This window comes from Streptomyces sp. NPDC040718, assembly GCF_055593565.1.
Genome location: NZ_JBVIXO010000006.1, coordinates 20716 through 46484, shown reverse-complemented (window position 1 = coordinate 46484; position 25769 = coordinate 20716). Strand labels below are relative to the sequence as shown.

The 25769-nt window shown below is 69.5% G+C and carries 23 protein-coding genes and 10 pseudogenes; 14 read left to right on the top strand and 19 right to left on the bottom strand.

Going from position 1 to position 25769, the window contains the following annotated elements; all coding sequences use genetic code 11:
- Positions 1–309: 309 nt before the first annotated feature.
- The 4 genes from ACZ597_RS17065 to ACZ597_RS17050 all read left to right on the top strand — a co-directional run bounded on the left by ACZ597_RS17065 (position 310) and on the right by ACZ597_RS17050 (position 2929).
- Positions 310–975: a hypothetical protein gene (locus tag ACZ597_RS17065; RefSeq protein ID WP_471330247.1), complete on the top strand. Its 666-nt coding sequence runs from the start codon at positions 310–312 to the stop codon at positions 973–975.
- 212 nt (positions 976–1187) lie between these two features.
- Positions 1188–1406 (top strand): hypothetical protein, encoded by a 219-nt coding sequence (locus tag ACZ597_RS17060; RefSeq protein ID WP_471330244.1) that lies wholly within the window; start codon positions 1188–1190, stop codon positions 1404–1406.
- A gap of 268 nt (positions 1407–1674) precedes the next feature.
- Positions 1675–2187 carry a DUF3376 domain-containing protein gene (locus tag ACZ597_RS17055; RefSeq protein WP_471331302.1) on the top strand — a complete coding sequence of 171 codons (513 nt, stop codon included), beginning with the start codon at positions 1675–1677 and terminating at the stop codon, positions 2185–2187.
- Between the two features lie 49 nt (positions 2188–2236).
- Positions 2237–2929, top strand: coding sequence for a DUF6215 domain-containing protein (locus ACZ597_RS17050; protein ID WP_471330242.1), 693 nt, complete (start codon positions 2237–2239; stop codon positions 2927–2929).
- A gap of 44 nt (positions 2930–2973) precedes the next feature.
- Here the strand turns inward: ACZ597_RS17050 and ACZ597_RS17045 are convergent, their stop codons facing one another.
- From ACZ597_RS17045 to ACZ597_RS17030, 4 genes are all read right to left on the bottom strand, one after another.
- Positions 2974–3255 (bottom strand): hypothetical protein, encoded by a 282-nt coding sequence (locus tag ACZ597_RS17045; protein ID WP_471330239.1) that lies wholly within the window; start codon positions 3253–3255, stop codon positions 2974–2976.
- On the bottom strand, positions 3252–3623 hold the full coding sequence (locus tag ACZ597_RS17040; protein WP_471330237.1) for a hypothetical protein: 372 nt from the start codon (positions 3621–3623) through the stop codon (positions 3252–3254). Before ACZ597_RS17040 ends, ACZ597_RS17045 begins: the two co-directional genes overlap by 4 nt.
- Positions 3620–3886, bottom strand: a complete 267-nt coding sequence (locus tag ACZ597_RS17035; RefSeq protein WP_471330234.1) for a hypothetical protein — start codon at positions 3884–3886, stop codon at positions 3620–3622. Before ACZ597_RS17035 ends, ACZ597_RS17040 begins: the two co-directional genes overlap by 4 nt.
- Positions 3887–4664: 778 nt before the next feature.
- Positions 4665–4853 (bottom strand): hypothetical protein, encoded by a 189-nt coding sequence (locus tag ACZ597_RS17030; protein ID WP_471331299.1) that lies wholly within the window; start codon positions 4851–4853, stop codon positions 4665–4667.
- A 208-nt stretch (positions 4854–5061) separates the two neighbouring features.
- Between ACZ597_RS17030 and ACZ597_RS17025 the strand changes: the two genes are divergently transcribed.
- Entirely contained in the window at positions 5062–5328 is a 267-nt protein-coding gene (locus ACZ597_RS17025; protein WP_471330232.1) for a hypothetical protein, read from the top strand.
- Positions 5329–5938: 610 nt separating this feature from the next.
- Positions 5939–6481, top strand: a complete 543-nt coding sequence (locus ACZ597_RS17020; protein WP_471330230.1) for a DUF6882 domain-containing protein — start codon at positions 5939–5941, stop codon at positions 6479–6481.
- Between the two features lie 43 nt (positions 6482–6524).
- Here the strand turns inward: ACZ597_RS17020 and ACZ597_RS17015 are convergent.
- From ACZ597_RS17015 to ACZ597_RS17005, 3 genes and pseudogenes are all read right to left on the bottom strand, one after another.
- Positions 6525–7124 (bottom strand): annotated as a pseudogene (locus tag ACZ597_RS17015) (ATP-binding protein); the annotation flags it as partial.
- A gap of 273 nt (positions 7125–7397) precedes the next feature.
- Positions 7398–7922, bottom strand: coding sequence for a hypothetical protein (locus ACZ597_RS17010; protein ID WP_471330228.1), 525 nt, complete (start codon positions 7920–7922; stop codon positions 7398–7400).
- A gap of 218 nt (positions 7923–8140) precedes the next feature.
- Positions 8141–8335 (bottom strand): annotated as a pseudogene (locus tag ACZ597_RS17005) (DUF2201 family putative metallopeptidase); the annotation flags it as partial.
- 1016 nt (positions 8336–9351) lie between these two features.
- Here ACZ597_RS17005 and ACZ597_RS17000 point away from each other — a divergent pair.
- Positions 9352–9804: a hypothetical protein gene (locus tag ACZ597_RS17000; protein ID WP_471330226.1), complete on the top strand. Its 453-nt coding sequence runs from the start codon at positions 9352–9354 to the stop codon at positions 9802–9804.
- Positions 9804–10106 carry a transcriptional regulator gene (locus ACZ597_RS16995; RefSeq protein ID WP_471330224.1) on the top strand — a complete coding sequence of 101 codons (303 nt, stop codon included), beginning with the start codon at positions 9804–9806 and terminating at the stop codon, positions 10104–10106. The genes ACZ597_RS17000 and ACZ597_RS16995 overlap by 1 nt, the downstream gene beginning before the upstream one ends.
- 972 nt (positions 10107–11078) lie before the next feature.
- Here ACZ597_RS16995 and ACZ597_RS16990 read toward each other — a convergent pair.
- The 3 genes and pseudogenes from ACZ597_RS16990 to ACZ597_RS16980 form a co-directional block, all read right to left on the bottom strand.
- Complete coding sequence (locus tag ACZ597_RS16990) at positions 11079–11417, bottom strand: hypothetical protein (protein ID WP_471330222.1); 339 nt, start codon at positions 11415–11417, stop codon at positions 11079–11081.
- A gap of 216 nt (positions 11418–11633) precedes the next feature.
- Positions 11634–12001, bottom strand: a pseudogene (locus tag ACZ597_RS16985) (helicase associated domain-containing protein); the annotation flags it as partial.
- Positions 11977–12907, bottom strand: a pseudogene (locus ACZ597_RS16980) (IS481 family transposase). The pseudogenes ACZ597_RS16980 and ACZ597_RS16985, both read right to left, overlap by 25 nt.
- Before the next feature lie 342 nt (positions 12908–13249).
- Between ACZ597_RS16980 and ACZ597_RS16975 the strand changes: the two are divergent.
- Positions 13250–13492 (top strand): hypothetical protein, encoded by a 243-nt coding sequence (locus ACZ597_RS16975; RefSeq protein ID WP_471330220.1) that lies wholly within the window; start codon positions 13250–13252, stop codon positions 13490–13492.
- Between the two features lie 95 nt (positions 13493–13587).
- Here the strand turns inward: ACZ597_RS16975 and ACZ597_RS16970 are convergent.
- The 4 genes and pseudogenes from ACZ597_RS16970 to ACZ597_RS16955 all read right to left on the bottom strand — a co-directional run.
- Positions 13588–13758 (bottom strand): annotated as a pseudogene (locus tag ACZ597_RS16970) (IS5/IS1182 family transposase); the annotation flags it as partial.
- Between the two features lie 46 nt (positions 13759–13804).
- Positions 13805–13933: a hypothetical protein gene (locus tag ACZ597_RS16965; protein WP_471330219.1), complete on the bottom strand. Its 129-nt coding sequence runs from the start codon at positions 13931–13933 to the stop codon at positions 13805–13807.
- A 386-nt stretch (positions 13934–14319) separates the two neighbouring features.
- A complete protein-coding gene (locus ACZ597_RS16960; protein ID WP_471330218.1) occupies positions 14320–14745 on the bottom strand; it encodes a hypothetical protein in 426 nt (141 codons plus the stop codon).
- A gap of 99 nt (positions 14746–14844) precedes the next feature.
- Positions 14845–15087, bottom strand: a complete 243-nt coding sequence (locus ACZ597_RS16955; RefSeq protein WP_471330216.1) for a helix-turn-helix domain-containing protein — start codon at positions 15085–15087, stop codon at positions 14845–14847.
- A 138-nt stretch (positions 15088–15225) separates the two neighbouring features.
- Between ACZ597_RS16955 and ACZ597_RS16950 the strand changes: the two are divergent.
- From ACZ597_RS16950 to ACZ597_RS16940, 3 genes and pseudogenes are all read left to right on the top strand, one after another.
- Positions 15226–15363: pseudogene (locus tag ACZ597_RS16950) on the top strand (hypothetical protein); the annotation flags it as partial.
- Positions 15364–15645: 282 nt separating this feature from the next.
- Positions 15646–15846: a hypothetical protein gene (locus ACZ597_RS16945; protein WP_471331369.1), complete on the top strand. Its 201-nt coding sequence runs from the start codon at positions 15646–15648 to the stop codon at positions 15844–15846.
- A gap of 54 nt (positions 15847–15900) precedes the next feature.
- Positions 15901–17062 (top strand): annotated as a pseudogene (locus tag ACZ597_RS16940) (IS3 family transposase).
- A gap of 366 nt (positions 17063–17428) precedes the next feature.
- Here ACZ597_RS16940 and ACZ597_RS16935 read toward each other — a convergent pair.
- The 5 genes and pseudogenes from ACZ597_RS16935 to ACZ597_RS16915 all read right to left on the bottom strand — a co-directional run bounded on the left by ACZ597_RS16935 (position 17429) and on the right by ACZ597_RS16915 (position 23219).
- Positions 17429–18870: pseudogene (locus ACZ597_RS16935) on the bottom strand (NF041680 family putative transposase).
- A 132-nt stretch (positions 18871–19002) separates the two neighbouring features.
- The gene (locus ACZ597_RS16930) at positions 19003–19410 is read right to left on the bottom strand and encodes a hypothetical protein (protein WP_471330214.1); all 408 of its coding nucleotides are present in this window, start codon (positions 19408–19410) and stop codon (positions 19003–19005) included.
- Positions 19411–19505: 95 nt separating this feature from the next.
- Positions 19506–19772: a hypothetical protein gene (locus ACZ597_RS16925; protein WP_471330212.1), complete on the bottom strand. Its 267-nt coding sequence runs from the start codon at positions 19770–19772 to the stop codon at positions 19506–19508.
- A 32-nt stretch (positions 19773–19804) separates the two neighbouring features.
- Positions 19805–21244, bottom strand: a pseudogene (locus ACZ597_RS16920) (NF041680 family putative transposase).
- Positions 21245–21371: 127 nt separating this feature from the next.
- A complete protein-coding gene (locus tag ACZ597_RS16915) occupies positions 21372–23219 on the bottom strand; it encodes a hypothetical protein (RefSeq protein ID WP_471330210.1) in 1848 nt (615 codons plus the stop codon).
- A 724-nt stretch (positions 23220–23943) separates the two neighbouring features.
- On the opposite strand from ACZ597_RS16915, the pseudogene ACZ597_RS16910 reads away from it, so the two are divergent.
- Positions 23944–24996 (top strand): annotated as a pseudogene (locus tag ACZ597_RS16910) (IS630 family transposase).
- Positions 24997–25217: 221 nt separating this feature from the next.
- Positions 25218–25676, top strand: a complete 459-nt coding sequence (locus ACZ597_RS16905) for a hypothetical protein (RefSeq protein ID WP_471330208.1) — start codon at positions 25218–25220, stop codon at positions 25674–25676.
- Positions 25677–25769: the final 93 nt, after the last annotated feature.

Sequence of the window (25769 nt, the reverse complement as noted above, 5' to 3'; positions counted from 1 at the left end):
CGGCCGTCGACCCCTGGCTGATCTCGCGCGCGATCCACCGGCGGCTGTTCCGGCCCTTGACGGCCCCCGCCCCGGCGCTGTAAGCGCCACCCCCGGCGACGGTACGCTCCCCCGCTCCACCGGCCGGTGCAGCGGGAGAGCGACGGGGAGGGGCGGCCCCGAGCCGACCGTGGGGGCAGCGGTGGGACCTGCCCCTTACCCGGAGGTGCAGTGGCGTCCTCCCGGGGTCTTCACGCTCCGCTCCTTCGTGAGTACGGTCCGTGCGTCATGGTGGGGCCCAAGGGGAGCCAGGACTCGGGGGGATGCTTCATGATCGAGCAGGCGTACCTTCAGGTCGGCGACAAGCCCACGCCGGCGCTCAAGGACATCAGGGACCGGATCGCGAAAGCGGTGGATGCGACGGAGGGCAGCACCGGCCTCAAGCGCCTCGCGTGCTGGCTGCAGATGCTGGTCGATTCCGCGTTCGGGAAGATGATGGACAGCAACTGCCAGGGGCGCGCCAAGGAGCTCGGCGCTCTGCTGAGCCCAGGGAAGGACGGGCTCTTCACGCCCGCCGACCTCGGGTCGGTGCTCAGTGCCTCGGCCGCCGCGTGGACCGGCATCGACGCGGCCCTGAAGGCCGAGCGTGCCGTGTACGTCAACGGTCCGGCCGAAAAAGTGGGCGGGGCCAAGAGCAAGTTCACCAGCGGATTCCACGTGATCGTCTTTCTGGCCGTCGGGAAGGACGCCGACGAGCGCGTCTACCACCTGGGCCTCGACCCGGACGTCAGCGCCGCGACGGAGTCCCGGGCGGCGTGGAAGGCGCTGGTCGCGGGGGAGCCCGAGACGAAGCCGGAGGAGTTCACCGCGGCGAGGAGCCTCGGGGTCGTCAAGTCGATGGTCCTCGGCGACGAGGAGGCCGGCTTCGGCCCGCTGGTCCGCAAGTACTACGTCGACACCACCGCGAAGTCCCCCAAGATCAAGCGCTTCGGCTGAGCGCGTCCGGCGCCGTCGGACACGACCTGACCGGGACGGGGTGCGAGCGAGGCGGAGTCCCGCACCCGAGGCCGACATACACGGTCGTCGGCCTCAGGGCGTTGATCAGTTCGGTGGCGGGTGGGTCATGCGCAACCGCCTTCGGACACCGGCTGCGCTTCACCCCTCGGCGCTGGTGAGCTTCTCGGCATTCCGCGCCGCGGTCTCCACGCGTGCCCGGGCCTTCGAAGCCGCTCCGCTGGGGCCTCGCCGTCGACGAGGCGGAGCAGGACCGGCTGCCGGACATCGCGGCCGGCCGCTGGGACACGCGGGTGGAGTTCACGCCGGCACCGCAGACCGTGACGATGTGGACCCGAGCGCCCCTCCGCCTGGTGGAGGGGCGCTCGCGTTGTTCGCGCCCGGCAGGGCTGCCGCCTCGCGCGACGTTCTGACTTGCTCTTTCCGGAGTACCGCCGCAGTCGTGTGCGTGCGGTGGTGTGGAAGGTGCGCCAGCTTCGTGACGAAGGCCTCGGGGTACGAACCCTGGTCGGCATCGCGCACGACGATGTGGGGGCCATCCTCGATGCGCGCAAACTGAGTTGGGTGCCCAGGACCAGCGCGACTCTGACACCGGAGCCACCGGACCGCCTCACCCGGGCCTGGGGTGCAGGGGCTGCCCAGCGGCTGATCTGGACGCTCGTTGGAGGCATCAACGACCGGATGCGGGGGGAAGGGCCCGGAGGCGGCTCCGCCGCCTTGCGCACCCACTCCGGAGGCTGCCGAGGCCCGCGCGCGTGTCTACGCGGGACTGACCAGGGCGCTGGGGCAGTTGAGCGAGTGCGTACGTATGGTGCGAGCCAACCCCCAGCACCGACCTTCGCGGCGACCCTGCGCGCATGCCTCGAGACCGAAGTGATCGCGCAGGCATTCGCCTCCCCGGATGAACTCAGCGAACACACACCTCCCTTCGAGTTCCTGAGACTGGGCCCGGACGGGCAGAGTCCTGTATTTCCACTCGACGCGTACGCTCCGCTCGGTGAGCGGAAGCTCTACGGGGTGCGTCTTGGCCACTTCGGCGCCTTCGTCAAGCCCGAATGGCGGCTGTCCGACTTCACATGGGACCGGATGGACGGCTCCCATCACCTACTGCGTCTGTTCGTCCCAGATCACCCGGGATCATCGACGGCATCGGGATCCGGGTCCGGCGGCCCGCGCCCGACGTGTCGATCTTGACGGGTTAGGATCCCGGCACGTTGTGGGGCGCGGGAACGACAGGGGGGACATGGGCGAGGATGCCGACGCCGCGAACAAGGGCGGCCGTGCGTGGGGGCAGGCGGCCGCGGCCCTGGTGCTGGTGCCGGTGCTCGCACTGGGCCTGTGGTGGTGGGGGGAGGGCGAAGGGAACTATGACCGTCGGAAGCCGCCCACGTGTGCAGACGCGGACACCGCGAAGACGCCCGGGCGCGCGTCCGGCCGGGAACTGTGTGAGGCCCTGTACCAGCCCGGACTCGACGCCCTGCTGGGCATACCGGGCCGGGAGGCGCGGACGGTGAACGGAGGCAGCAGGTCGTTCCGGCCTGGCGGCACGGGCGAGGCGATCGTCACGCCGACCGCCAAGGTGGAGTTCGAGGGGTACACGGTGACGCTGGACGCCAGCTACGGCGGCCTCCCGGTGGGCCGTACCGCTCGGCTGATGGGAGACACCGTGCCGGGACGCACGGTACTGGGCCGCCCGGCGGCCCTCTACTCGGACCAGACCCTGCAGATCCGGTTCCAGCTCGACGGAAGCGACTCCTCCAGCGGGCCGGGCGTTCCGGCGCGGGTCCTGTCGGTGGCCAAGGACGGTCAGGATCAGGGCGATTCGTTCGAACTGAGCGTCTGGCGGATCGACGGCGGCCTTCTGGACGATGCGGCGCTGCTGCGCGTCGCGGAGAAGGTCCTGTCGACCGTCCCGGGGTGGTCCCCAGCCGGCTGACGCCGCGGCAGCACAAGCCGCCGGCTGCGTCGTCGCCGGGTTTCCTACGAGTCGGCGTACGGGGGGATGATGCGGACGATGGCGATCAGCGTCAGGCGGGGCAGGGGCAGGGCGTAGAACCAGCCGTCGGCCAGGAGCGGGATGCGGCGGAGTCCGCCCGGCACGCCCCGGCGGGAGCCTTCGCCGATGTCGGTGACGTCGACACCGACGTTGGCGAGGGCGACGAGCTCGTCGGACAGCCGTTCCACCTCGGCCACGACGTGGCTGGGGAGTCCTTTGACGACGTGCTCGGCGTCAGGGTCGTATTCCCACCGCCAGCTGCTCAAGACTCCCCGCCGTGGGGCAGTCCGGCCTCGGCGGCGGCCTTGTCGATGATCTGTCCGATCTCTGCGGCGATCGCCCGTGCCTCTTCCAGGTCGGTGACCTCGGCGGCCCGTGCCTCAAGGAGGCGCAGTCGGGCGGCTTGCTGGGGGTGGCGTTCGATGGCGACGTGCAGGGCCCACTGGCGTAGGAACCTGCGCATGGGCGCGGAGCTGACGTCCTGGCGGGCGCGGGCGACGGCCTCGGCCCGCTCCGTGTCGAAGGTCGCGACCGCGTCGGGTGCGATACGGGAGAGCGCTGCGCGCAGTTCTTCGGCGCGGGCGGCCGGCTGGGGCAGGCCGGGCTCGTGGGAGGGTTCGGGGGCGGTGCTCATGCCGCCTCCCGTTCGGGCTGCTGCCGGCGGTGGGCGGCGGTCAGGGTGGAGACGTGCTGGCGTGACCATCCCACGCGGGCGGCGACCGCGGCCGGCCCGCCGCGCCCGTGGCCGGCGGCGATCCGCCCGGCCGCCTCGCCGAGCGCGGCCCGGGCCTGCTCCAGGGCGGCCGCGCACGCTTCCACATGCTGGGTGAGCCGGTCGAGCTCGCGGGTTTCCGCCGCAGTCAGGCCGACGCGGGGTACGGGGCCGGAAGTCGTCATGAGGGCGACCCTGCCCCACGCGTACCGCAAACGCAAGCGCGATTGACAAATGCAGGCGCAGGAACTATTCGCTGTGAGGAGCCGACCATGCCGGCGCGGGTATCGCAGTGGCAAGGACGAGCCAACGGCTCACCCGGGCCGGGCAGGCCCCGATCGGGCGGCTGTCGTGGCGTGGCTGCTCGCCCACGACAAGATCGAGGTGCCCTCGGGCATGTCGTCCGGCCTCGCAGACCGTGGTCGGCGCCGGGCGCCGCACGGCCTGGTTGCGGCTCGATGGTCCGCACCTGGTCCTGGCCGACGACGCGGAAGGGGAGGATGAGCGGTCCGGTTGGTCCACTGACGAGGGCGCCGATGCGCTCGCCGCCCTGACGGCGGGGGAGTCTGGGGCGTCGCCGGGCCGGCTGACCGCACCCGGAGCGGCTCCGCTGGCGGTGCTGGGCCGGGTACGCGTGGTCGGGGGTGACGCACCTGGCCGTCCGCTCTGCGGGGTACCGCCGCGTGGCACGGGGGAGTGGCCCACCATGCGGTCCTGACCGCAGGCGCAGGGGCCGGCTGTGCCTGCGAGAAGTAGGCGGGGCGGCCGGGCTGCTGGTGGCCGACGTGACGCAGGTTGGCTTTGTCCACGAGAACGGGGTTCTGGCACAGATCTTGGGGAGCCGTCGCGGAGCGTCACCTCGATGTTCGAGGAGGTGCCTCCTGGACATCAGGGGAGCGGGTCGGCCGTCCAAGGGGCGAAGTGCTGAGCTGGACGCCGCCGCCACTCCGGTCGCTCGATCCGTCAGCGCTTCAGTGCCCGGTACCGCTTGAGGAGAGCGGTGAGCTTCGCGGGTTCGGCAGCGCCGTTCAACTCCGTCAGGAGGGCGTCAGGGCAGAGCTCGTAGTGGTCACCCCACCACCGCTGCCCCTTGTTGTCCCAAATGCGATACCCGCCGGGTACCCCCCTGGCCACGTACCGTCGCCTGCTTATATCGATCACCCCTCATGACAGTTTCCCCACACTACAAGCTGCTACTGGAGCAGGACCACGGCTGCGGACCATCTGGTAGCTGACGGGCGCGTTGTTGGCAACGAGCTCGCTGTGGAGGCGGGTGACGCTGGTACATCCCTCGGCGGAGCGTCGCTCCAGGTAGGGCTTGTAAGGGTCCAGCCTGCTCGACCGGAGCCGGTTCTCGCGGATGGTGTCCTGCCAAAACGCGGCGTTCGCGTGCACCCTGACCCGCCCCGGGCTCCTCGTCCTCGGCCGCTACGACCAGCAGCACCGGCTGCGCGCGGTCGGCCGGACCGTACCCCTGCGCCCGGACGCCTCCCGGCAGGTCGGCGAGCTCCTCGCCGCGGCCGGCCCCGGCCACCCTTTCGAGGGGGTGCGGTTCACTGCGGCCTGGGGAACCGTGACGTCCCGTGTACCCCGGCTCGGGAAGGGCCCGGCAACGGCGGCGGGCTGAGTGCAGGCCGCACGGTGGTCCCGTTCTCGGCGTGCCGAGGTGGGACCGCGAGGATGACGGTTGGCCGGGGTCGAGCGAAGGGTGGGGTGTCGGTTCTGGCCGTGCAGGTGTTGGCCGTGCTCGTGGTCCTGGGGGGATGGGGTTGTTGTGAGTGGGGCGCCGCCCACTTCTGGGCCGCCTTCAGGTACCTGAGCGTCACTGGCGTGCTGGGTGGTGGGCTGCTGATCTTCCCCGGTGAGGCGGCGGACGTCATGGCGGCGCTGATGTGGGCCGGCCGCCCGCGTCACCGGGTGAGCAGTTCTGGTAGGTGGGGGAATCCGCCGGGTCGGAGTTGGGAACAGGCACTCATCGAGATGGGGCCGTCGGCCAAGGGGGTGACGGCCCTGTTCGCATGCCTGGCGCAGGATTCCGGCAGATCGCGCCCAGGACATCGTCGGCGCTTCCCCGCAGGAGCGAATCCGGCCCTCGCGTACGCGTAGGCGGCTTGTTGTGAACGTTCGCGCTATTCCCCAGGGGTAAGTTCACGTAATTCCCCACCTGGTCGGCTGGCGTGGGGCCTGGGCACGAGGGGGTCGTCGGGTGGTCTGCGGCCTCTGGCAGACTTCGCGGCATGGGATTGTTCAAGCGGGCCAGGAAGTCGGAGAGCCCTGCTCAGGGAGTGGATCCGGCTGACCTGAGCGCGCTGCTGCTGCAGGGCGAAGACGCGATCGACCAGCTGGCTCGGGCGCACGTGTCCTGGGGGCTGGGCTCGGCGGACCGCTGGGGCCTGGATCAGAGGACGGGCCTCATCACGTGGACCTTCCCCGAGAAGACCGCGACGGCGCCCGCGCAGATCCTGGCGAGCTTCAGCCCTTCGTCGGGCTCGTGGCTGTGGGCCTGGGCGAACGAGAGCATCCTCCCGGAGATGAACCGCGACGCCCGAAGCGTTCGGGACTGGGCAGAAGCACATGGCCATCACGCTCTGGCCCAACCGAAGATCGACGCCGACGAGCAGACGGCGGCAACCCTCGCGGCTCTGGCCGTCCGGATCACCAGGGCAACCGGCTTCTACAGGGGCCCGGGCGGCAACTCCGTCGCGATCATCACGTTCGGGCCGGTCACATTGACCGCTGCGGATGGCAGCACGTCCACCTTCAACATCAATATCGACTAGCGGAACCGGCAGCGCGGTGCCGTGAGGGATCGGTGCCTGGCCTTCAGCAGGGCAGGCACCGACCCCAGCGATGCGGTGGGCAGATCTGCCTATGAGGTCGTCTTTCCGTTCTGGTCAGTGGGTTGCTGGGCCGCTTGTTCGGGCGGTAGCTGGGGCCGTTCATGATGACCTGGTGGCTGGTGTTGATCAGCCGGTCCGGCAGCGACTCGGCGACGACCGGGTTCGGGAAGAGGGGATACCAGTTGCCGGGCGCCCGGTTGCTGGTGATGATCAGGGACCGACCCTGCCGCTCGCTGACCAGCTCGTAGAGGTCATCGGCCTGGGATGCTCCGAGCCGGCGCATGGCGAAGTCGTCGAGGATGAGCACGTCGGGCCGTACCAGTTCACGGATCCGCTTGTCCCAGGTGCGGTCCGCGTGGCCGCCGGCGAGGTCCGCGAGGATCCGGCTGGTCTTGGCGAATCGGACGTGGGCGCCCCGGCGGACCGCGAGGTGACCGAGGGCCTGGGCCACGTGTGTCTTCCGGACCCCCACTGGCCCGAAGAGGATGACCGACTCGCCCGAACGGAGCCGGCGCAGGGCTCTGAGGTCGCGGATCCGGGCGGCCGGGAGCTTCGAGGAGGCGGTGAAGTCGAACTCCTCCAGGGCGGCCCCCCGCCGGCGGACGCCGGGCCTGGGTTGTGGTCGCGGGCGGTGGTGGAGGCCGCCGGCCCGGAGGCGGTGCGGGCTCCCGGCCCGACCGCACCACGGTCCCTGACCCCCGCTCGAATACGGCGTCGGCGTTCGTCCCGTTCTCCACCCGCCGATATGGCCGAATTCCCGGTTGCCGAAGGAATGGCCCGCGATATCAATCGCGGGCCGGTGATCCCGCTCCGTGGTAAGGAGCCGCCTTTCGTCGCGCGGGGACCCGGAATACGGTTAACCCATAAGGGGCGAGTTCGTGAGCTGCCAGGTGATGGGGCCCTTGGTGTCGCCCGTGATGTCGTACACGACGGTCGCGCCGGCGGACCACTGCTTCTTAGGGTCGAGTGCGGCCGACGGGGTCAGGCATTCCAGGTTGCCGATGTCGATCGAGTTGATGCGGCTCGTGACGTCACAGGTCCTGCTGGTGACCACGGTGTCGGTACCGCCCGGTACCCGGCCCTCCAGGCGGACGGTCACCTTGAACGAGCTGAAGCGCTTGCTCCGGTCGATCTGGCCGTCGTGGGTGAAGCTCCAGTTGACGTCGGCCTTTCCTCGGACCTTGCCGCCCGGGACCGCCTCGATGCAGGTCGGAACGTACATCACCGCCTCGGGGATGCCGCCGGGCATCGACTGGATCCGGCTGTTCTCGATCGTCGTGCACGTCTCCGCCGCGCTGGCGGACTGCGAAACGGAGATGACGCCGGAGAAGGCGACTACGGCAGCGCCGACTGCGGAGGCCCGAAAAAGGCTACGATTCATGGCTTGATTTCCCCCCATGGAAGTACGGAACAACGGCTGTACGCCTCACGAGAAGCGAATGCGGCCCCGCCGCTCCCCCTCGGAACGGTGATATGAGCGGGTGGTCCGGAGCCGCCAGCGAAGTTGATCTTAGGTTGTGGCATCGCTCCTGGACGAACGGAAATACATTTCGGATCGGGCAGTGAATCCGCTTGCGCGGCCTCCGTCGTACGAGGCGGTCAGGTCAGGCGGAAGACCGGGCTCTTCGGGGTGAAGGGGAGGCCGGCGCCCTGGGGGATCAGGTAGGCGTGTTCGCGGCGGATGCGCAGGGTGTCGCACCATCCGTCGGTGATGACCAGGAGCGGTGCCGCGGGCGGGAAGTCCTCGGCGCGCTGGAGCAGGTCGATGCCCGGCTGGAGCACCGTGCCGCCCCGGAGCGGTTCTGCGCGGGCCGGATCGGCGCCCGGCTGGCGGCGTACCGGCTCGCGGAGGTCTTGGGGGAGCCGTTGCGGTGCCGGGCCGCGGGTGACCGCGGTGGTGGTCGGCCACCTCGTCCGCGCGGGTCTGTTGGTCTACCTCGGCGGGGACCCGGAGTTTCCCGACGTCGACCCGGACCAGGTGGCCGTCCTCGCATGCCGCCGGGACCTGCTGGCCCCCTCGACCGGCATGTCCCCCTCGGCGCGAGCCAGGCCGCCCGCCGGCTCGGTGTCCGTCGAGCGGATTTCGATCAGATCGCCGGCCGACCCGGGTGGTTGCCTCCGGCCCGGTCGGTGGTGATCGACTGCAAGCGCCACGGCGGCGTGACCGAGGTCCCGCTGTACTGCGCCGAGGACGTCGCCCTGCTTCCCATAGCGCGCCCCTCGGCGGACTGGCGGGCGGTGCGCGCCACCCGCCCGAAGCCCGTCCCGCTCGCAGCCCTGAACCCGGTCGTTCCCGGCCGGGCTCGGGTGTTGCCGGCGGAGGCTCGCTCCCCGCCGCAGCTCCGGTCGGCAGGAACTTCGACCAGTCGGGCCAGTGGCGTAGCGGCTTTCGGCAAGTGGCTGGGAGCCGCCGTCCCAGGGCAGCGAGGCGGGGCGGAGGCGGAGCTGAACGCGGCCGCGGTGACGGTCGGGAGGAGGTCGGCGGGTATGCCGACCGGGCAGTGGTCCGGGGTGGCGTCTACCGGCGTCTGCTGCGCTTGGGTGAGGCGGGGGTGCGCAGGGTTCGCAGCTCGAACGCCCATCCTCGCCTGCCCCGGCAGAGAGGTGCGAGGAAGGGGTCCGCCCTTCCTTGCACGCTGCGCTTCAGGCACCCGCACGAGGTCCTGAACGCGTCGCTGCGAATGGCGCGATCACGGCTGTGCCCGGCGAGAGGGGGACCACAACGGCCAGCCTTCTTTCCCTACAGGAAAACAGGTGCTACTTTCCTAACAGGAAAGTACCTGCCGAACACACGATCACGGATGCCGCACATGACTGCCTACGACGCCCAGACCGCCCTCGACGCCATCCACCACCGCCGCCACCAGACGTTCGACGAGTACCTGCGGCACGCCTACTCCCGCCCCCACCTGTTCGTCTCGGCGCTGGGCCTGTTCGCCGCCTGCTCGTCCTTCGACCTGACGGGCCCCTGGAAAACCGCCGCGGTGCTGACGGGCAACGCCCTCATCGTCGGCGGCCTGTTCGTCCACCAGCGCCGGGCTCCCGTCCGCCGCAAGGCCACGGCCCCCGAGGCCTTGCTCTACGCGGTCTGCGGCGTCCTGCTCCTCGTGTTCTTCTGGGCGGTGGCGATCGCCGCGTACTTCACCGGCCTCCCGGCACGGCACACGTTCGCCGCCGCTGTCACCGCGCTGACGGCCGTGGGCGCCTCGTACGCGCTCCGCCCGGTCGTCGAGGGCCTGATCCGCAGGAACGGCCAGGGCTGATGGACCCCGACTTCGACGAGTTCCTGCACGTTCCGGCACGGCTCTCGATCGTCGCGCTGCTGGCCCCCGCCGACTGGGTGGACTTCGGCTTCGTCCGGGACACCGTCGGCACCAGCGACTCGGCGCTCTCCAAGCAGGTCACCGCGCTCACCGACACCGGGTACGTCGAGGTCCGCAAGACACGCAGCCGCACGGGCCGGCACACCCACCTCCGCCTCACCTCCCACGGGCGGCAGGCGTTCCAGCGGCACGCCTCCGCACTGGAGCGGATCGTGGCGGCGGCACGCAACCCCCAGGAATAGCCGCGCGCCGACTCGGACCGCGCAGCACCTCGACGGCGGGTGACCGTCCACCTGGCGGAGGGGCCCCGGTCTGCTGCCGGCCGAGGCCGTCGCCCTGATGCCGCAGTGGCCGGCCCCGGAGTGCGAGGGCCCGCCGTGCTTCGACCCGGCCAGGGGGGCAGCCCCGCGGCCGGGCCACTGCCGGACCACGGGACCTGCGGTCCCCGTGGCCGGTCCGGGTGCGAGCCGGCCGGAGCGGGCTCGGGCGACGTCGTCCCTCGTAGCGATGCCCGGCGTACTTCCGGGCCATCGCGGACACGCGTTCCAGGCGCTCCTCTTTGGCGCCTGTCTCTGCAGGCATCTTCCAGTGCATGTAGAGCCCAGCCGGCGTTCGGGTGGTGACGCATGTGGTCCGGTCCGGCATCGGCTCCTGCCCGGCGACGCGCGAAGTCCTCATACCCGGCGGTGCCGGGGTAGCTCCGCAGGATTTCAGCTTTCCCCTTCGCAGTCACGGAAGTGAGAGAGAGCAGGGTCTGTTCACTGTCATCGGGTGAGTGGCTATGTTCACGGGTTGTGAAGCCCGTTCGTCATGACTTCGGGAGGCACCGGCCGAGGCCGGAGATTGATGTTCACGAGAACCGGAGGCAGTACACGGCAGCGGGCCGCGAGACGGCATCGGAGCCGCGGCACCGGTCACCTCGCTCCGTAGCCAGCGCTTTGTCCCAGCGACCCGGCTCCCGAGGACGCCCGGACCGCCGGCCTTACGTCCCGGCGCCGGGCGGTGCCGTCGGACGTCATGAACAACGGGTCGGCGCCGACGGCCAGGGCGACTCCCGAACTGCTGTCAAAACGCTGCTCTTCGACGCGTAAAAAGCCAGGTGAGGGATGCGCAGGTCATGCACTGACATGAAGGCGAGAGACCTCAGGCCCCGTGCCTTCCTGCTCCACCCACTGCGCGAGGGCCGCCAGGTCCAGCGTCTGTGCCCGCTGGGGTCAACCCGTTGCCCCGGGCAGGGCCGTGAAGGTGGCGCTGGCTGAGCGGGAGGACACCGCCCCCTCCACCGCGAGTTCTCCGTCGATGGAGATCGTGCACTGGAGCCAGCCGTCGGGATGCTCGGGGTTGGACGTGATGATCGTGAGCATGGGCATCGCGTCGATGCCCGACATCACGACGTCCTGCTTCCACGGCGCGACGCCAGCCTTGACCCGCTTCTCCTCTCCTTTGAGAGGGTCACCGACGGCATAGGCCACCTCGAAGGAGCCGGTGCCGGTTACCTCGTAGGTGACCTTGGTCCCGCGTTTGCGTCGGAAGGGGAGGAACTTGCTGTTCATGTGCGGCCTCTGCGAAAGCGGACAGGGCGGAACTCTCGTTCATCCTCGCACGTGCTGCCGGGGTGCCTGCGGCACCGAACCACTTGAAGAGGCGGTCCCCGGCGCTCGAGGAGATCCACCGGGGCTCCCGATGATTGCGCCTGCTGCGTTGTCGGGTAAACCGTCACGATTCCCGGGAACCACGGGGCTTCGGTTGGAGAACCAGGCCGCGCGGGGTCAGACCCACCCCACGCCGAGCTCCCGTAGTGCGTGCAGCTGTTCCTCGGTGAGTTTGTGGCGCCTGCTACGGGTGCCCGTTCGATCCCCTGGGTGAGGGCTGTCAGGCCCCGCTGGAATGCCTGCTGCGCCTTGCTCGGCCCCTTCGTTCCACGAGCGGCCGCCGGGGCCGGAGGCGGCGCCTGAGCGGGCTGCACGCCCAGTGCGGTCAGCCGTGCCTTCTGCTCGGGCAGGAGCCGTGCCCAGGTGGTCGGCTGCTTCTGCTGCTGGACCCAGCGTCCGATGTCGTCGCCGTCCATGAGGACGCCGGGGGCGATGTCGGGCAGCTGTCCGTCGGCTTCGACTAGGTGTATTGCCCAGTGAGGTTGGGGACGCGGCTGGCGGGTGGTGTGCCTGCGAGGGCGGTGTGTCCGCGGTGGTGATTGTAGGAGTGCAGCCAGCCGGGGAAGGCGTCGCGTCGGGCCTGCTCTGAGCGGTAGGGGCGGGCGTAGGCCCACTCGTCCAGCAGGGTGCGGTTGCGCCGTTCGACCTTGCCGTTGGTCTGGGGCCGGTAGTGCCGGGTGCGTTTGTGGGTGATTCCGGCCGCTGCGAGGAGGTCCCGTCAGGCGTGGGACGTGTAGCAGGCGCCGTTGTCGGTCAGCACGCGTTCGACGGTGATCCCGCATGAGGTGAAGAACGCCTGGGCCCGGGTCCAGAAGGCGGTGGCGGTTTCCTTCTTCTCGTCCGCGTGGATCTCGCTGTAGGCGAGGCGGGAGTGGTCGTCGACGGCGGTGTGGATGTAGCCGTAGCCGACGCCGGACTTGGTCTTGCGGCCCGCCGACCGGCCCAGCACCTTGTGTCCCCCGCCGTCGGGGATGTTGCCGAGTTTCTTGATGTCGACGTGGACGAGTTCGCCGGGCTTCTCGCGTTCGTAGCGGCGTATGGCGGTCCCGGTCGCGCGGTCCAGATGGGTCAGGCGGGCGGGTCGGGACCCGGTGGACGGTGGAGGCGGGCAGGTTCAGCAGTCCGGCGATGCGGGCCGGCCCCCACCGCCGCAGGAGGCGGACCTTGATGATCCGGTGTTCGGTGCGGGTCGCTGTGCGGCGGGGGCTGTGGTGCGGGCGGGAGGAGTGGTCGGCCATGCCGGCCTCGCCCCCAGCCCGGTAGCGGGCCGCCCACCGCTGGGCTGTGTCGGCGTACACGTGAACGTGGCTCTGGCAAGAATTTCGTAGGCGGAGATCATCTCGGTGACACAGTAGGCCGGCCCGCGTAGCGGGCTGCCGACGGTCGCGCATTCCGCACAGATGACACGTCAGATACCTACACGGGCGGGGCACTGCGTCCGCACGGCCGTATCCGAGCACCTGAGCGAGGACTTCGCGGAACTGCCTGATGTCCTCGGCAATCAAGGGCTATCTCGGCCACTACCAGCGCGTGAAAATGGCCGTCGCCCCCCTCCGACGAGGACTGCCCCTGGACGAGCCACGCGAGGGGCCACCCTCACCGCGTGAAGCAGCCCGCTGGATCACACTCACCCGCACCGACGCAGCCTCCACATCAACGACCGCCTGCCCCGGCTCTTGGAGCACTGCCCTGAACTCAGGCAGGCCCACGACCTGGTCCGCCGGTTCGCCGCCATGCTTGACAACCGCGACGCGACACTCCTCCCGGGCTGGTTGAACGACCTCGCAGGCAGCGGTCTGGCCCCTCTCATCGGCCTCGCCGGAGCCCTCCGAAAAGACCAACACGCTGTCGCCCAGGGAATCACCACCCCTTACAACTCCGGCGTCAACGAAGGCCGCATCACCGACGTCAAGGCGCAGAAACGCCTAATGGCCGGACGCGCCGCGTCCCGCTCCTCCGCCACCGCGTCGTCCTGATCGCCCACCTCCGCCACCGCTACGCGGACCGGCCGACTGTGTCACCGAGATGATCTCCGGCTACGAAATTCTTGCCAGAGCCAGGAAAGTCCGTACGCCGACAGCAGTGCCCGGTCCTCCAGCGGAGGACCCCATGGCCGGCCCCTGCGGATCGCGCCCGTACCCTCGCGCCGCAGAACCGTCACCAGCTTGCCGAACTGCCGTGGGCTCAGCCCGGAGAAGGGGGCTATCCAGGACCGCTCCGACGCCGTGATCACACCAGCCACACCAAGATCATCTCATCGTTCCCCGGTGGCTCTGTGAGCCGAGCTGTCAGAGCTTGATCTGCGCCTTCAGCCACCATTGAGTCCAGGCGGTCCGGACCGTCTGGAAGCGGGCCGCGGTGTCGGCCTGGAGCTGATGGACGCCCAGCTCGTCGTCAATGACCGGTACCTCCACCACGGCGGCGCCGTCGCCCGCACCCCGGACAGCCCTCTCGACCCGGAGTCCCTGGCCGCCTCGGCCTGGGACGGCCCCGGCCGCGTCGAGGCCATCGAGGCCGTCTGGGACGGTGACACCGTGCACGACTGGTTCGTGAACCTGCTGGCCGTTACCGCCCCCCGGGCGACTGGGCGCTGGCCACCATCTACTGGGGCGCGGCCGAGCGCTACCTCGGCGACGAGGACCCCGGGCCGCTCAACCCGTCGGCGGCCGTGGCCGACAGGGCCGACCGGGCCCTGGCCGCCCGCCTCTCGGTCCCGTTCCACTTCGCGAGCCCGCACACCCCGGACGACGAGACCCCCCGCTGGCGTCCGTGACACCGCCTCGGGCGGGGGCGGAACACTCGGTCAGTTGAAGTTGGGCCAGTCCCAAGGCGTCCAGCCCGACCCGAGGGCGAGGCGCGTCCTGCTGACGACGGGGCCGTTGCTGTTGTTGAGGTAGATGGTCGTTCGGAAGTCGCCCCCCACCTGCTGATCCTCCACCTTGACAGCGTTCGTGGCGCGGGCAGAACCGAGGGGATCGGGCTTGCCCAAGGACACCCATCCGGTCCACTGATTGCTGATGGTCCAGCGCGTCCACACCGCATAGTCGAGGCCGACCAGGAACTGTTCCTTCTGGCCGTTCGGAAGCGCGTGGTTCGTTACGCCGTAATCACATATGTACAGGCCGCCGCCCCCCGCATTGCAGGTATCGGCTGCCTGAGCCGGCGTGACGGCCACGGCCAGTCCTGCGATGGCGGCGATGGCGACAACCGTAGCCTTGAATTTCTTCAACCTGAGCACCTTGTTCTCTCGATGTGATCCATTCGACTCGGGCCTTCAGGCCCAGCCATGACACACCGTCACTCTACTGGTCGTATTGGCGGACCGCGCTCACGTACCGCCGTCGGCGCCCTCACCATCGCCGCCGGCCTCCCAGCGCAGCAGATCCCCCGGCTGGCACTCCAGCACCTCGCAGAGCGCCGCGAGCGTCGCGAAGCGCACCGCCTTGGCCCGGCCGTTCTTGAGCACCGCCAGGTTGGCGGGAGTGATCCCGACGCGTTCGGCGAGTTCGCCCACGGACATCTTCCGCTTGGCCAGCATCACGTCGATGTCGATGTCGACGGCGATCGGCATCAGATCACCTCGTCCAGCTCGGTCTGCATCCTGGCCGCCTCGACGTCGCGCGCGACGGCCTGGGCGAGGCGCGATCCGCCGCGGTCAGATCTACTCCACCGTCTTGACCAGCGTCGAAGACCATCGCGTGGTCGCGATGTGCTCCCGACACGTGAAGCCGGGCTGCTGGCCGCCTGGCTGGTCCGTCATCCCGGCGTGGAGATCATCTGCCGGGACCGGGCCGGCACCTACGCCGAAGGCGCCCGCCGCGGTGCCCCCAACGCTCTGCAGGTCGCCGACCGGTTCCACCTGTGGCAGGGCCTCGGCCGAGCCGTGGAGACCTGCGTCGCCGCGCATCGCGACTGCCTGCGTGGTCCTGTCGCCCGTCGGCATGTTGCCGGAGGCCCTCCGACTGGCTTCCGGTCGGCCGTAGGACGACTCGGAGCCCGTCGGCCGGCGGGCCGAGCGCATGAAGGCCGCACATGCCCTGGTCCACAAGATGCCTTACCCAAGGCCATTCGCGCCGGGCGAACGCCCGGCACCTGGGCTGGGGTCTCAACACCGTGCTCCGGTACGCGAATGCCGCACGCTGGCAGGACACCATCCGCGAGAACCGCCCCCGGCCCAGCAGAGGACCCCTACAAGCCCTACCTGGAGCGACGCTTCGCCGAGGGATGCACCAGTGTCACCCGCCTCCGCAATGAACTCGTCGCCGACAACGCGCCCGTCACCTACCAGATGGTCCGCAGCCACATCGCCGACCTCGGGTCTGCCGCATGATCGGGTGACATTTGATCTGGCTTGCCTTGTGGGGTGGGTGGGAAGGATGTCGCTGTGCCCATGCCTTATCCGGAGGAGTTCCGCCAGGGCGTCGTGCGGGTGGCGGGGAACCGCGGCCCGGGTGTGACGGTCGAGCAGGTGGCCACCGACTTCGGGGGTCCGCCGGATGACGTTGTGGAAGTGGATGCGCCGGGCGGACATCGATGACGGGGCCAGGGCCGGGACCTCCAGCCAGGAGAGCGTGGAGCTGCGGGAGGCACGTGGGCGGACCAAGCTGCTGGAGCAGGAGAACGAGGTCTTGCGCCGGGCTGCGGCCTGTCTGTCGCAGGCGCATCTGCCGGGAAAGGGATCTGCCCGCTCGTGAAGGAGCTGGCCGCGGACGGGCGCCCGTGACGGTGACGTGCCGGGTGCTCAAGCTCGCCAGACAGCCGTACTACCGCTGGCTCGACAAGCCGGTGGCCGACGCCGTCCTCGCTGAGGCGTATCGCGCGAATGCGTTCTTCGACGCTCACCGCGAGGACCCGGAGTTCGGCTACCGCTTCCTGGCCGATGAGGCCCGCACCACCGGGGGCACCATGGCCGACCGGACTGCGTGGCGGATCTGCCGGGAGGACCGCTGGTGGAGCGTGTCCGGCAAGAAACGCGGCCGGGGTAAGAAAGCCGGGCCGCCGGTTTACGACGATCTCGTGAGCCGCAACTTCAACGCGAGCGGCCCGAACCGGCTGTGGCTCGCCGACATCACCGAGCATGCCACCGGCGGCGGCAAGCTGTACCTCTGTGCGTTCAAGGATGTCTTCAGCAACAGGATCGTGGGTTACTCCATTGACACGCGGATGAAGTCCCGCCTGGCCGTGATCGCTCTCGAGAACACCGTGGCCCGGCGCGAACACGTCGACGGATGCATCCTGCACAGCGACCGCGGATCGCAATTCCGGTCCCGGAAGTTCGTCCGGGCGCTCGACCGCCTCCGGATGGCCGGAACGATAGGGAGAGTCGGGGCAGCCGGCGACAACGCGGCCATGGAGTCTTTCTTCAGCCTGCTACAGAGGAACGTCCTCGACCGCCGCAGCTGGGCCACCCGAGAGGAACTGCGGATCGCGATCATGACCTGGATCGAGCGGACCTACCACCGACGCCGCAGACAAGCCGCACTCGGCCGGCTGACCCCGTCGAATACGAGACCGTCATGACCACACCGGCCCTCCAGGCCGCGTGACCAAACCTGTCACCCGAACCTGCACCAGACCCGGAGGGATCCGCCAGCTAGGGCTTGTACTTATCCCTCAGCATCGAGGCGAGCAAGGCCTCATCCGATCTGTAAGAACTCCGGTCAGCTCTTGCCTGCGCCGTTCGAGCCTGCTCAATGAGCAGGCCATCCACATTCTCCGTGCGCCGCCGCTTCCCTCGACGCAGCACGGTCACCACCATCAACACCGCCGCCCCCAGTAACACACCAAGCCCGATCACACCGCCCCCTCACCCATCGCCAGAACCTACATGCCGACCATACCCAGCCAGACCCGCACTCGACGCCCTCTCTGTCATGCATGGCTCAGGAACAGGTACTCAGCTTGTTCTTTATCTACCAAGATCTTCCGGGCTTGCCGATGGCCTTGAGGGGCTCGGGGCGCTTGACGGTTTTGCCGACGTCGTAGCGGGGTGCCCGGTGTTTGTTCTTGGCACCGGGTGGCCGTCCGGGGCCGGCGCCGCGGGGTTTGGGAACACGGGCCGGGCAGGCGAGATGAGCGCGGATGTTCCTGAACCCTCGGCGGACCCGGGCCGGGGTGAGCCGGCCGGAGGTGGTGGGCTTCTCCCAGGGCCTGCGGAGGTCCGCGGCCAGGGGCCGGGCGAGCCGGAGCTGGGTGTGCGCGACGATCAGGAGCCAAGTCCAGCGGTCCGCGGCGTCAGGAGTACGGAGTTTCGGGGTGGTCCAGCCGAGGGTCTGTTTCGCGAAGCGGAAGGTGTGTTCCAGATCGAAACGGCGGAGAAACGCCTGCCAGAAGCGGTCCACGTCATCCGCGGTGGCGCCGGTCTTGGAGGACCATAACCACACCGGCGGAGCATCCCGTTCCTTCGACAGGTGCTCAACCTTCAGGCGGATCAGCGTCCCTTCAGCCAAGGGCAATTCGCCTTCGTGGTCCAGCCATGAGGACCGGTGGGTGAGCCGGGGGTGGACCCGGTCCCATGCCTGGGTTTCGGCCTTGCCGTAGTCGGTGGTGTCCGCGATCGTGGTGATGGCCGGCTCGGGCCAGGTCTCCGGTTTGGCGAAGCGGAATTCCGGGCCGTGTTAGGCGGTCGGCCATTGACGCCGTGCATCCTCGGTGGCTTCGGCAGGCGCATGACGCGGTCGGAGCGGACCCGGCCGACCAGCTCGACCGGTAGGTCGCGCAGGACCCAGGCCAGACGAGTGACGTCATAGCCCGCGTCACTGACGATCACGATGGCCGGGTCCCCGGCCTTCCACTGGCGAGCGGTGATGAGCCGCTCGACGACACCTCGCAGTTGGTCGGCCGTGATGGCGGTCGCGTCGGCCACTGGACCCAGCCGCACCGCATCCAGGATCGCGGTCCAGGACGTGGCGCCCGGCTCCAGCACAGCGACGAAGGAGTAGGGCCAGCCCGGGATGAACTGCGAGGCCGTCTTCGCACGGCCGTAGACATGGCAGAACAGCCGGTCCGTCGAACAAGGCGCGTCCGAACGAAGCCACGGCGAGACATCGACCGCCAGGACCAGGCGTCCGCCGTCGAACCGCGGCAGCGACAGCCCGGCCAGCGCCATACGCAGCTGGTCGGCGTCAATCCTGCCGTGGTTCAGGCCGCCGTACATCGCTCCGTGGCCACGTCGATGCTCGGGCAGCAACGTCAGGTCCACCGGCGTCTTCACCGCCCCGTCCGCACACAGCATCGCGTCCACCAGCTCGAACAGCTCGTCGCGTCGCGCGGTCAGACACTCGTAGAACTCGCCCCGGAAGCGTGACGCTTCCGCGAGCGCCTCCCTCCAAACAGCATCAGGCAGCAGACTCACCCTCACGGCCTTCGTCTTGGTCACGTGCACCTTGGTCGGAGCACAGGATCAAACGAAGGCCGCCCCCACGTCCGGCGAATCCACACGTGAGCCACCTAGTTCGAAGATCATTCGAGCTGATACACGGCTCCGTCACACTGTCTCGGCGCTGATGACGACGTCAACCGCGCGAGCCCACCCCTGCGGATCGTCAACCGAGACCCGAACCCGCCGCCTACCTGGCTTCCCGAGCAGGGAAGTGGTGAATCGGCTCTCGCCAACGACATCCCCCACTACGAGCCGACCGTCGCTCAGCAGAAGATGCCCGTCGAACACGGTGGTCAGAGGCTCTCTGTCACTTCCGTGGTCATCCGCGTCACCGTGATCCTGAAAGACTCGAACCTTGACCAGCGCAACCTGGGCCCGCACCCGAACGATGAGGTGCGTGTCGCACGCAGCGGCAGGAGCGCCGTCGAGGGCCAACGTGGTGGGGATCCACTCGGTCGAACCGAGCGCCATCACCGGGTGATTCACATACAGGTCTACCCCTGCGATCTGCACAGCCTGACTCCCAGTCCATCCGCGACGTTCAGCGGAGGATAGAACCAGGCACTGACAAGAAGGTCCGAGGTTAGAGAACAAGCTCAGCTTGCCGTTTAACCTCGGCGCGAGATGAGTTGGGCGAGCGCCTCTGTGGGCCAGCAGAGCCAACCAAGAAGTGGGCTCATGACCACGAACCAGTGGACGCTGATTCGGCCTTGCTCCTTGTCCAGGATCGCTGGGGCTTCCTCCCGGTAGACGTAGCGGAGGTATCGGCGGCGGAGGGGTGCTCCGGCTATCAGCAGCACTGGTGAGGTGAGGAGGATGGCTGCCGGGACCAGGGCTCTCGCGGCGGTGAGCTTCGCCGTCTCCTCGTATCGCATGCGCTCAGTGTGCTGATCCTCGATGCCGCTTGTCAGCCTGTTCTGCGGGGTTTGGTGCCGACGCTGTGGTGGGCGGGCCGGGCATACGCCTCGCCGGTGACGAGGACGCGTCCGACGTCGTAGCGGGTAGCGGGCCGCCGATTCTTTGAGCCGGGCGGGCCTCCCGGGGTCGGGGCGGGTGGGTTTTGGCGCACCAGCTGGCGTGCCGGTCTTCGCTCGGAGGTTCCTGAACCCCCGGCGGACCCGGGCGGGGGTGAGTCTGTTCGGTTCCGTCGGCCTCTCCCACGGGCGGCGGAGATCGCGCGCGAGGGGTCGGGCGAGGCGGAGCTGAGCGTGCGCGGCCAGGACAAGCCATGTCCAGCGGTCGGCGGCCTGCGAGTCCCGCAGCTTGGGCCGGGTCCAGCCGAGCGTCTGCTTGAGCAGTCGGAAGGTGTGCTCCACGTCGAAGCGCCTCAGGAAGGACTGCCAACACCGGTCGACGTCCTGCGTGGTGGGACCAGTGCCGGACCACCACAGCCAGACGGGCTTGTTCACCCCGTCGCTGGGCAGCTTCTCGACCGTCAACCGGATCACAGTGCCCTCGATGACCGGAGGGAGCCTTCGTGATCACCCCAGGCCGCCCTCCGGGTCAGCCGGGGGTGGAGCCGGTCCCATGCCTGCGCCGTCGCTGTTCAGTGCCGGGACGTGTTGGTGACGGTCACCGCGGTGACCTCGCCCCACGTGACCGGGTCACCGAAGACGAATTCACCGCCGTGCTTGGGCGGACGACCGCCCTGCGGCGGGCAGATCCACGGCACCGGAACGGGCTTGCGCATCACGCGGTCCGAGCAGAGCCGGCCCAGAACTTCCACGGGCAGGTCGGCAAGGAGGTGGCCGATGCGGGGCGCGTCGTAGCCGGCGTCCAGCACGACCAGGACCTTCGGGTCCCCGTCGCGCCACTGGCAGGCGTCCACGAGACGTTGGACGACGTCACGGACTTGGTCGGCGGTGACCGCGGCCAAGGCGGCGCCCGGCTCCAGCCGGATCGCGTCCAGCAGCGCGGTCCACGATGTCCGGCCCCTCTCCAGCGCGGCGACGATCGAGTACGGCCAGCCGGGCACCATCTCGTGCTTGCCCAGACCCCGGCCGAAGGTATGGCAGAAGGAGCGGTCCGAGGAGGTGTCGGCGTCCGGCCGCAACCACGGCGAGACGTCCACCGCCAGCACCAGCCGACCATCGCCGGCTCGGGGAAGCGGGACACCGGTCAGTGCCCGCCGCAGCCAGGCGACGTCGATCCGACCGTGGTTGATCCCGGAGTGCAAGGCCCCGTGCCCCCGACGATGCTCGGGAGCGAGCGCCAGATCCACGAGGGTGCGGACCGGACCGTCCGTGCACAGCAGGGCGTCGCTCCGCGCGGTCAGGCACGCGTACAACTCCGACCGGAACTCCGTCACCACCGTCAACGCGTCTCGCTGAACCTCGTGCTCGACCAAATCCCGGCCCCGGTGCTGCGTCGTCGCTCAGGACAGGATCGGCCCACGGCTCCTCACGCATCTGGTGAACTGGGAAAACTCCGAACAGGTTCGAGCCCCGTTCGACGGCGGACCATAAACGGCAAGCTCAGTGGCAGCCCCACTCGGGGGCGGTCAGCAGCCGGACGAAGGCGTCATGGCGCACGGTGGATGCCGTGGGCTCGTGGATGTGGTCGACGATCCACTGCTCCCCGGATCGGGCGTGGTTGACCCACGACGTCGTCGACAGCGGGACGCCCGGAGTGCGCCACAGCCCGACGCGTCGAAGGAGACCGCTGCCCAGCCACGCCGTCGACGCGGTCCGAACGGCGCGCGGCACGAGGGCCGGCCCGTTGCCGCCGACGTAGTCCCGCTCGTGCTCCGTCCACGAGGTCGGCGACACCCGGTAGCACGACACCAGCCCGCACTGCCGGGCCTCCTCTTCCTCCGCCTTCAGCGCGGCCTTCCAGGCCGCCGGGGAGATCCCGGCCAGGAGAATGCGGGCCGGTGTGCCCAGCCAGATCATCGTGATCCCCTCGGAGGAGGCAGGCGAGAACCGTGCGCCGGGGATGCCGTACAACTCGCCGGTCGGGTCTGCCCGCGGTGGCAGTGCACGAGCCAGCTCCCTGGCCATGCCATCCCCCTCGAACCGTACGGTCAGACGGTCCGGTGTGGGGTGAACCCACTTGATGCCCCACGGGTAGACGGGATCACACGACGGCCAGGCCAGACGCCGCAGAAACCACCGTTCAAGGCGCTCTTGCCGGGGTTCCGGTGCCGGGATCAGGGGCTGACACCGAGGCGCAGTCCCGGCGATGCCGAGCGCGCTCTGGTAGGGGAGACCGGTGTAGAGCGCCAGCAGCTCGGCGTCACGCCGGAGCGCGGTGATACCCATGCGGACCTCGACCACGGGCGTCCCGACACCGGCTCGCGGCAGGATCGCGGGCTGGAGAACGCTATCGGTGTGGACGGAGCCCGCTTCTGCCCCTGGCGAGGGCGCCCGCAAGGTCGGGTGGGCGCCAGGGCACGGCCTCCTGGAGACCGGTGCTCCGAATCTCACACCGCTGACCGTGCACCGGGCAACACGACACGCGCGTTCACGAGACGAGGGCCAGTTCCGTACGGCCCGGTGGAGGAACTCGGCCACCAGTCGCTCCCGGTGCCAGGGGGCGATGCTGGTGGTGATGTCGGCGACGTAGTCGCGGGCGCGGGCGGAGGCGACGCGGCCGAGGATGTCGATGGCGCGGTGCCCGACGGCGAGGCCTTGGTCGAGGTCGTGCTGCTGTAGGTGGGTGGTGGCCAGGACCGTGAGGCGCAGGCCGACCGAGCGGGCGAAGCTGTCTGGGTTCATTGCGTCGGCTTGCGCGTTCCACCGCCAGGCCGCGGCGGGGTTGCGTAGGTCGCGGTGGACTTCGACGGCGTCGGAGGACAGGCGGGTGTGGGTGAAGTACCGGATCCAGGCCGGCTCATCGGCATCGTGCTCGGCCTTCTCCAGGCAGCGCTCGGAGACGGCGAGAGCGGCGGACGCCGCCCGTGCGTCGTTCGCCTTGGCGTGCGCGCGGGCCTCGATGAGCTTGGCGAAGCCCAGGACCCGGTGGCCGGCCCGCCCGCGGGCGCGGTCGTAGGCGCCCTGGACCAAGTCGATGGCTTCCTCGTGGTAGCCGCGCAGCAGCGCCTGGAGCGCCATGTTGGCCATGACGTGACAGCCGATGTCCACGGCTCCTCCGGCCTTGGCCATCCGCAGTGCCTGGACGAAGTGCCGCTGCGCGATGTCGTGGTGCCCGGTGTCGACTGCGCTCCACCCGGCAACGCGGGCGAGTTCGGCGGTGACCGCGAACAGACCCCGGCCGACGTCGTCGGTGTAGGAGCCGTGGAGCAGCGGGTGACCGAGGAGGCCCGCCAGGTCCCGCCGCCGTACTTCGAATCCCAGCGCTGGGCTTCGTCGGCCGCCTGCCACAGCTCCGCCAGATCCTCGCGTCCAACCCGCCCGCTGCCGTGGTGTCCGGCGCCGGGGTCGGCTGGCACGCCGAGCCAGCGTGTGACGGGGGTGGCGTACGCGCCGACGGCGAAGGCCTTGTTCAGGAAGGCGCGGCGGTCCAGGTGTTCCACGGTGCTCCAGAAGTGAACGGCGTGCCGAACGGCTTCGGCTGTCTCCCGCGGGAAATCCAACCCGAGTTCCGCCGTGTTCTCCCGCACCGCGTGCATGCCGATCTCGGCGATGTCGACTGGCCGGCCGAGCCGTTCGCCCAGCGCCCGCGCGATGAACTCGGGCACCGGCGACTTGGGGGCCATGCCGCGACGGGTCCAGTTCACGACACTCGTATGGGTGTAGGCCACGTGCAGCCCCGCCTGCCCGGCGAGTTCGTTGACCCGCCGCGCCAGCGCGTGATGGCTCATGCCGCTGGACGTCAGCAGGTGCTCCAGGGCGACGTTGGGCGGCTTGGCCCGGCGTGTGCTCGGAGCCGTCACGGGCACCTCCTTTGCGAAGACCCGGCCACGGCGGAGCGTGCCCGTATCTGGAGCAGCAGGGTAGGTCCGCAGCACACGGGCCGTTGCCGGTTTGTGAGTCGTGAGCCCCCCTTGTGAGCCTGCCCAGTCCTAGTGTCCTGCGCCAGTAGTTGATCGTTAGTTGTTATGTGACTTCTGCTGCTGGTGCGTCTGTTCCTCGTCGGGGCCCGAAACTGGAGCCGTTGCTGCCGTCCGGTGATGAGCGGGCGGTGTTGGAGCGGTGGACGCGTCGGGCGACGTCGGCCCAGGCCCTGGCCCTGCGCGCACGGATTGTGCTGGCGTGCGCGGGGCCGGAGGTGCCGCCGATCGTCGCGGTCGCCCGAGATCTGCGGGTGACCGCGGACACGGTCCGCAAGTGGCGGCGACGGTTCCTGGCCGACCGGCTGGACGGGCTGGTCGACGAGCCCCGACCGGGCCGGCCGCCCACCATCAGCGTTGACCAGGTGGAGTCGGTCGTGGTCACGACACTGGAGGAACTCCCGAAGAACGCCACCCACTGGTCGCGCAAGTCGATGGCGGACCGCAGCGGACTGTCGAAGTCCACCGTCGGCCGTATCTGGCGGAAGTTCCAACTCAAGCCACATCTGACGGACACGTTCAAGCTGTCGACGGACCCGTTCTTCGTGGAGAAGGTCTACGACGTCGTCGGCCTGTACTTCAACCCGCCCGAGGGCGCGGTGGTGCTCTCGATGGACGAGAAGTCCCAGATCCAGGCCCTGGACCGGTCCCAGCCGGTCCTGCCGATGCTGCCCGGCATGCCCGAGCGCCGGACCCACGACTACGTTCGCAATGCCGTGACCACCCTGTTCGCCGCGTTCGACGTGGCCACCGGCGAGGTCATCAGTGCCCTGCACCGCCGACACCGGGCAGCGGAGTTCAAGAAGTTCCTGATCAGGATCGACAAGGAGGTTCCCGCGCACCTCCAGTCCACCTGATCGTGGACAACTACGGCACCCACAAAACGCCCGCGGTCAGGACGTGGCTGGGCAAGCACCCACGGTTCCAGCTGCATTTCACCCCGACCGGCTCCTCCTGGATCAACCAGGTCGAGCGGTGGTTCGGCTTCCTGGCCGACCAGATGATCCGCCGTGGCGCACACAAGAACGTCCAGACCCTTGAAGCCGACATCCGCAAGTGGGTCAAGAACTGGAACGAAGACCCCCAAGTCCTTCATCTGGACCAAGACAGCCCAGGAGATCCTCGACTCCCTCGCCCGCGTCTGCTGACGGATCTCCGGCGCAGGACGCTAGGCACTGGGCTAGCACTGGCGGATGCAGAAGCGTTCCTGAGGTGACAGGTAACGAGGCCGCAGCTCCCCGGGCTGCGGCCTCGGGGAGCGTGTGGTCCGTGAACTCGCCGCCGAAGAGCCGGATTTCGCTCGTCAAAGTCACTTTTCATATGTCAATCTCACTTCGCTCGTAAACCCTTCATGAGATTGGCCGTCACCATGCCCACGAAACACCCCGCAGGTCTGCTCGCCGCCGTGATCATCGCCGGATTCGGCCTCACCGCCTGCTCCCAGACGAACTCCGACACCTCGGAGGGCAAGGGGGGTTCCCCGTCCGCTGCGGCTAGCAGCCCTGTGGCGGGCAGCAGCGCGAAGCCCACCCCCAGCGCCACGCCGAGCATCGTGGTCAACGGCAAGCAGAAGCCCGCGGACCTCCCCGCAGACCTCCCCCTGCCCCAGGGCGAGCTGACCTCGGTCACCGGCACCACCGGCGCCTACGTCCTCTCCTACACCATCTCGGACACGACCTCCGCGCTCGCCGCCTACGCCACCGCCCTCGAATCCGCTGGATACGAGGTGCAGAGCTCCCCGGTGGGTGTCCAGGCCGTCAAGGCGAGCGTCAACGTGACGGCTACCAAGACCTCGGCCGCGCTGCAGGTCGCGCTCGTCGTGGAGTAGTCACCCCCCGGGACTACCAGCCCTCCAGCGGCGGTGAGATGCCGCTCGGTGGGCTGGCCCCCGGGCGGGTCAGGGTGGCCCAGACCGTGAAGG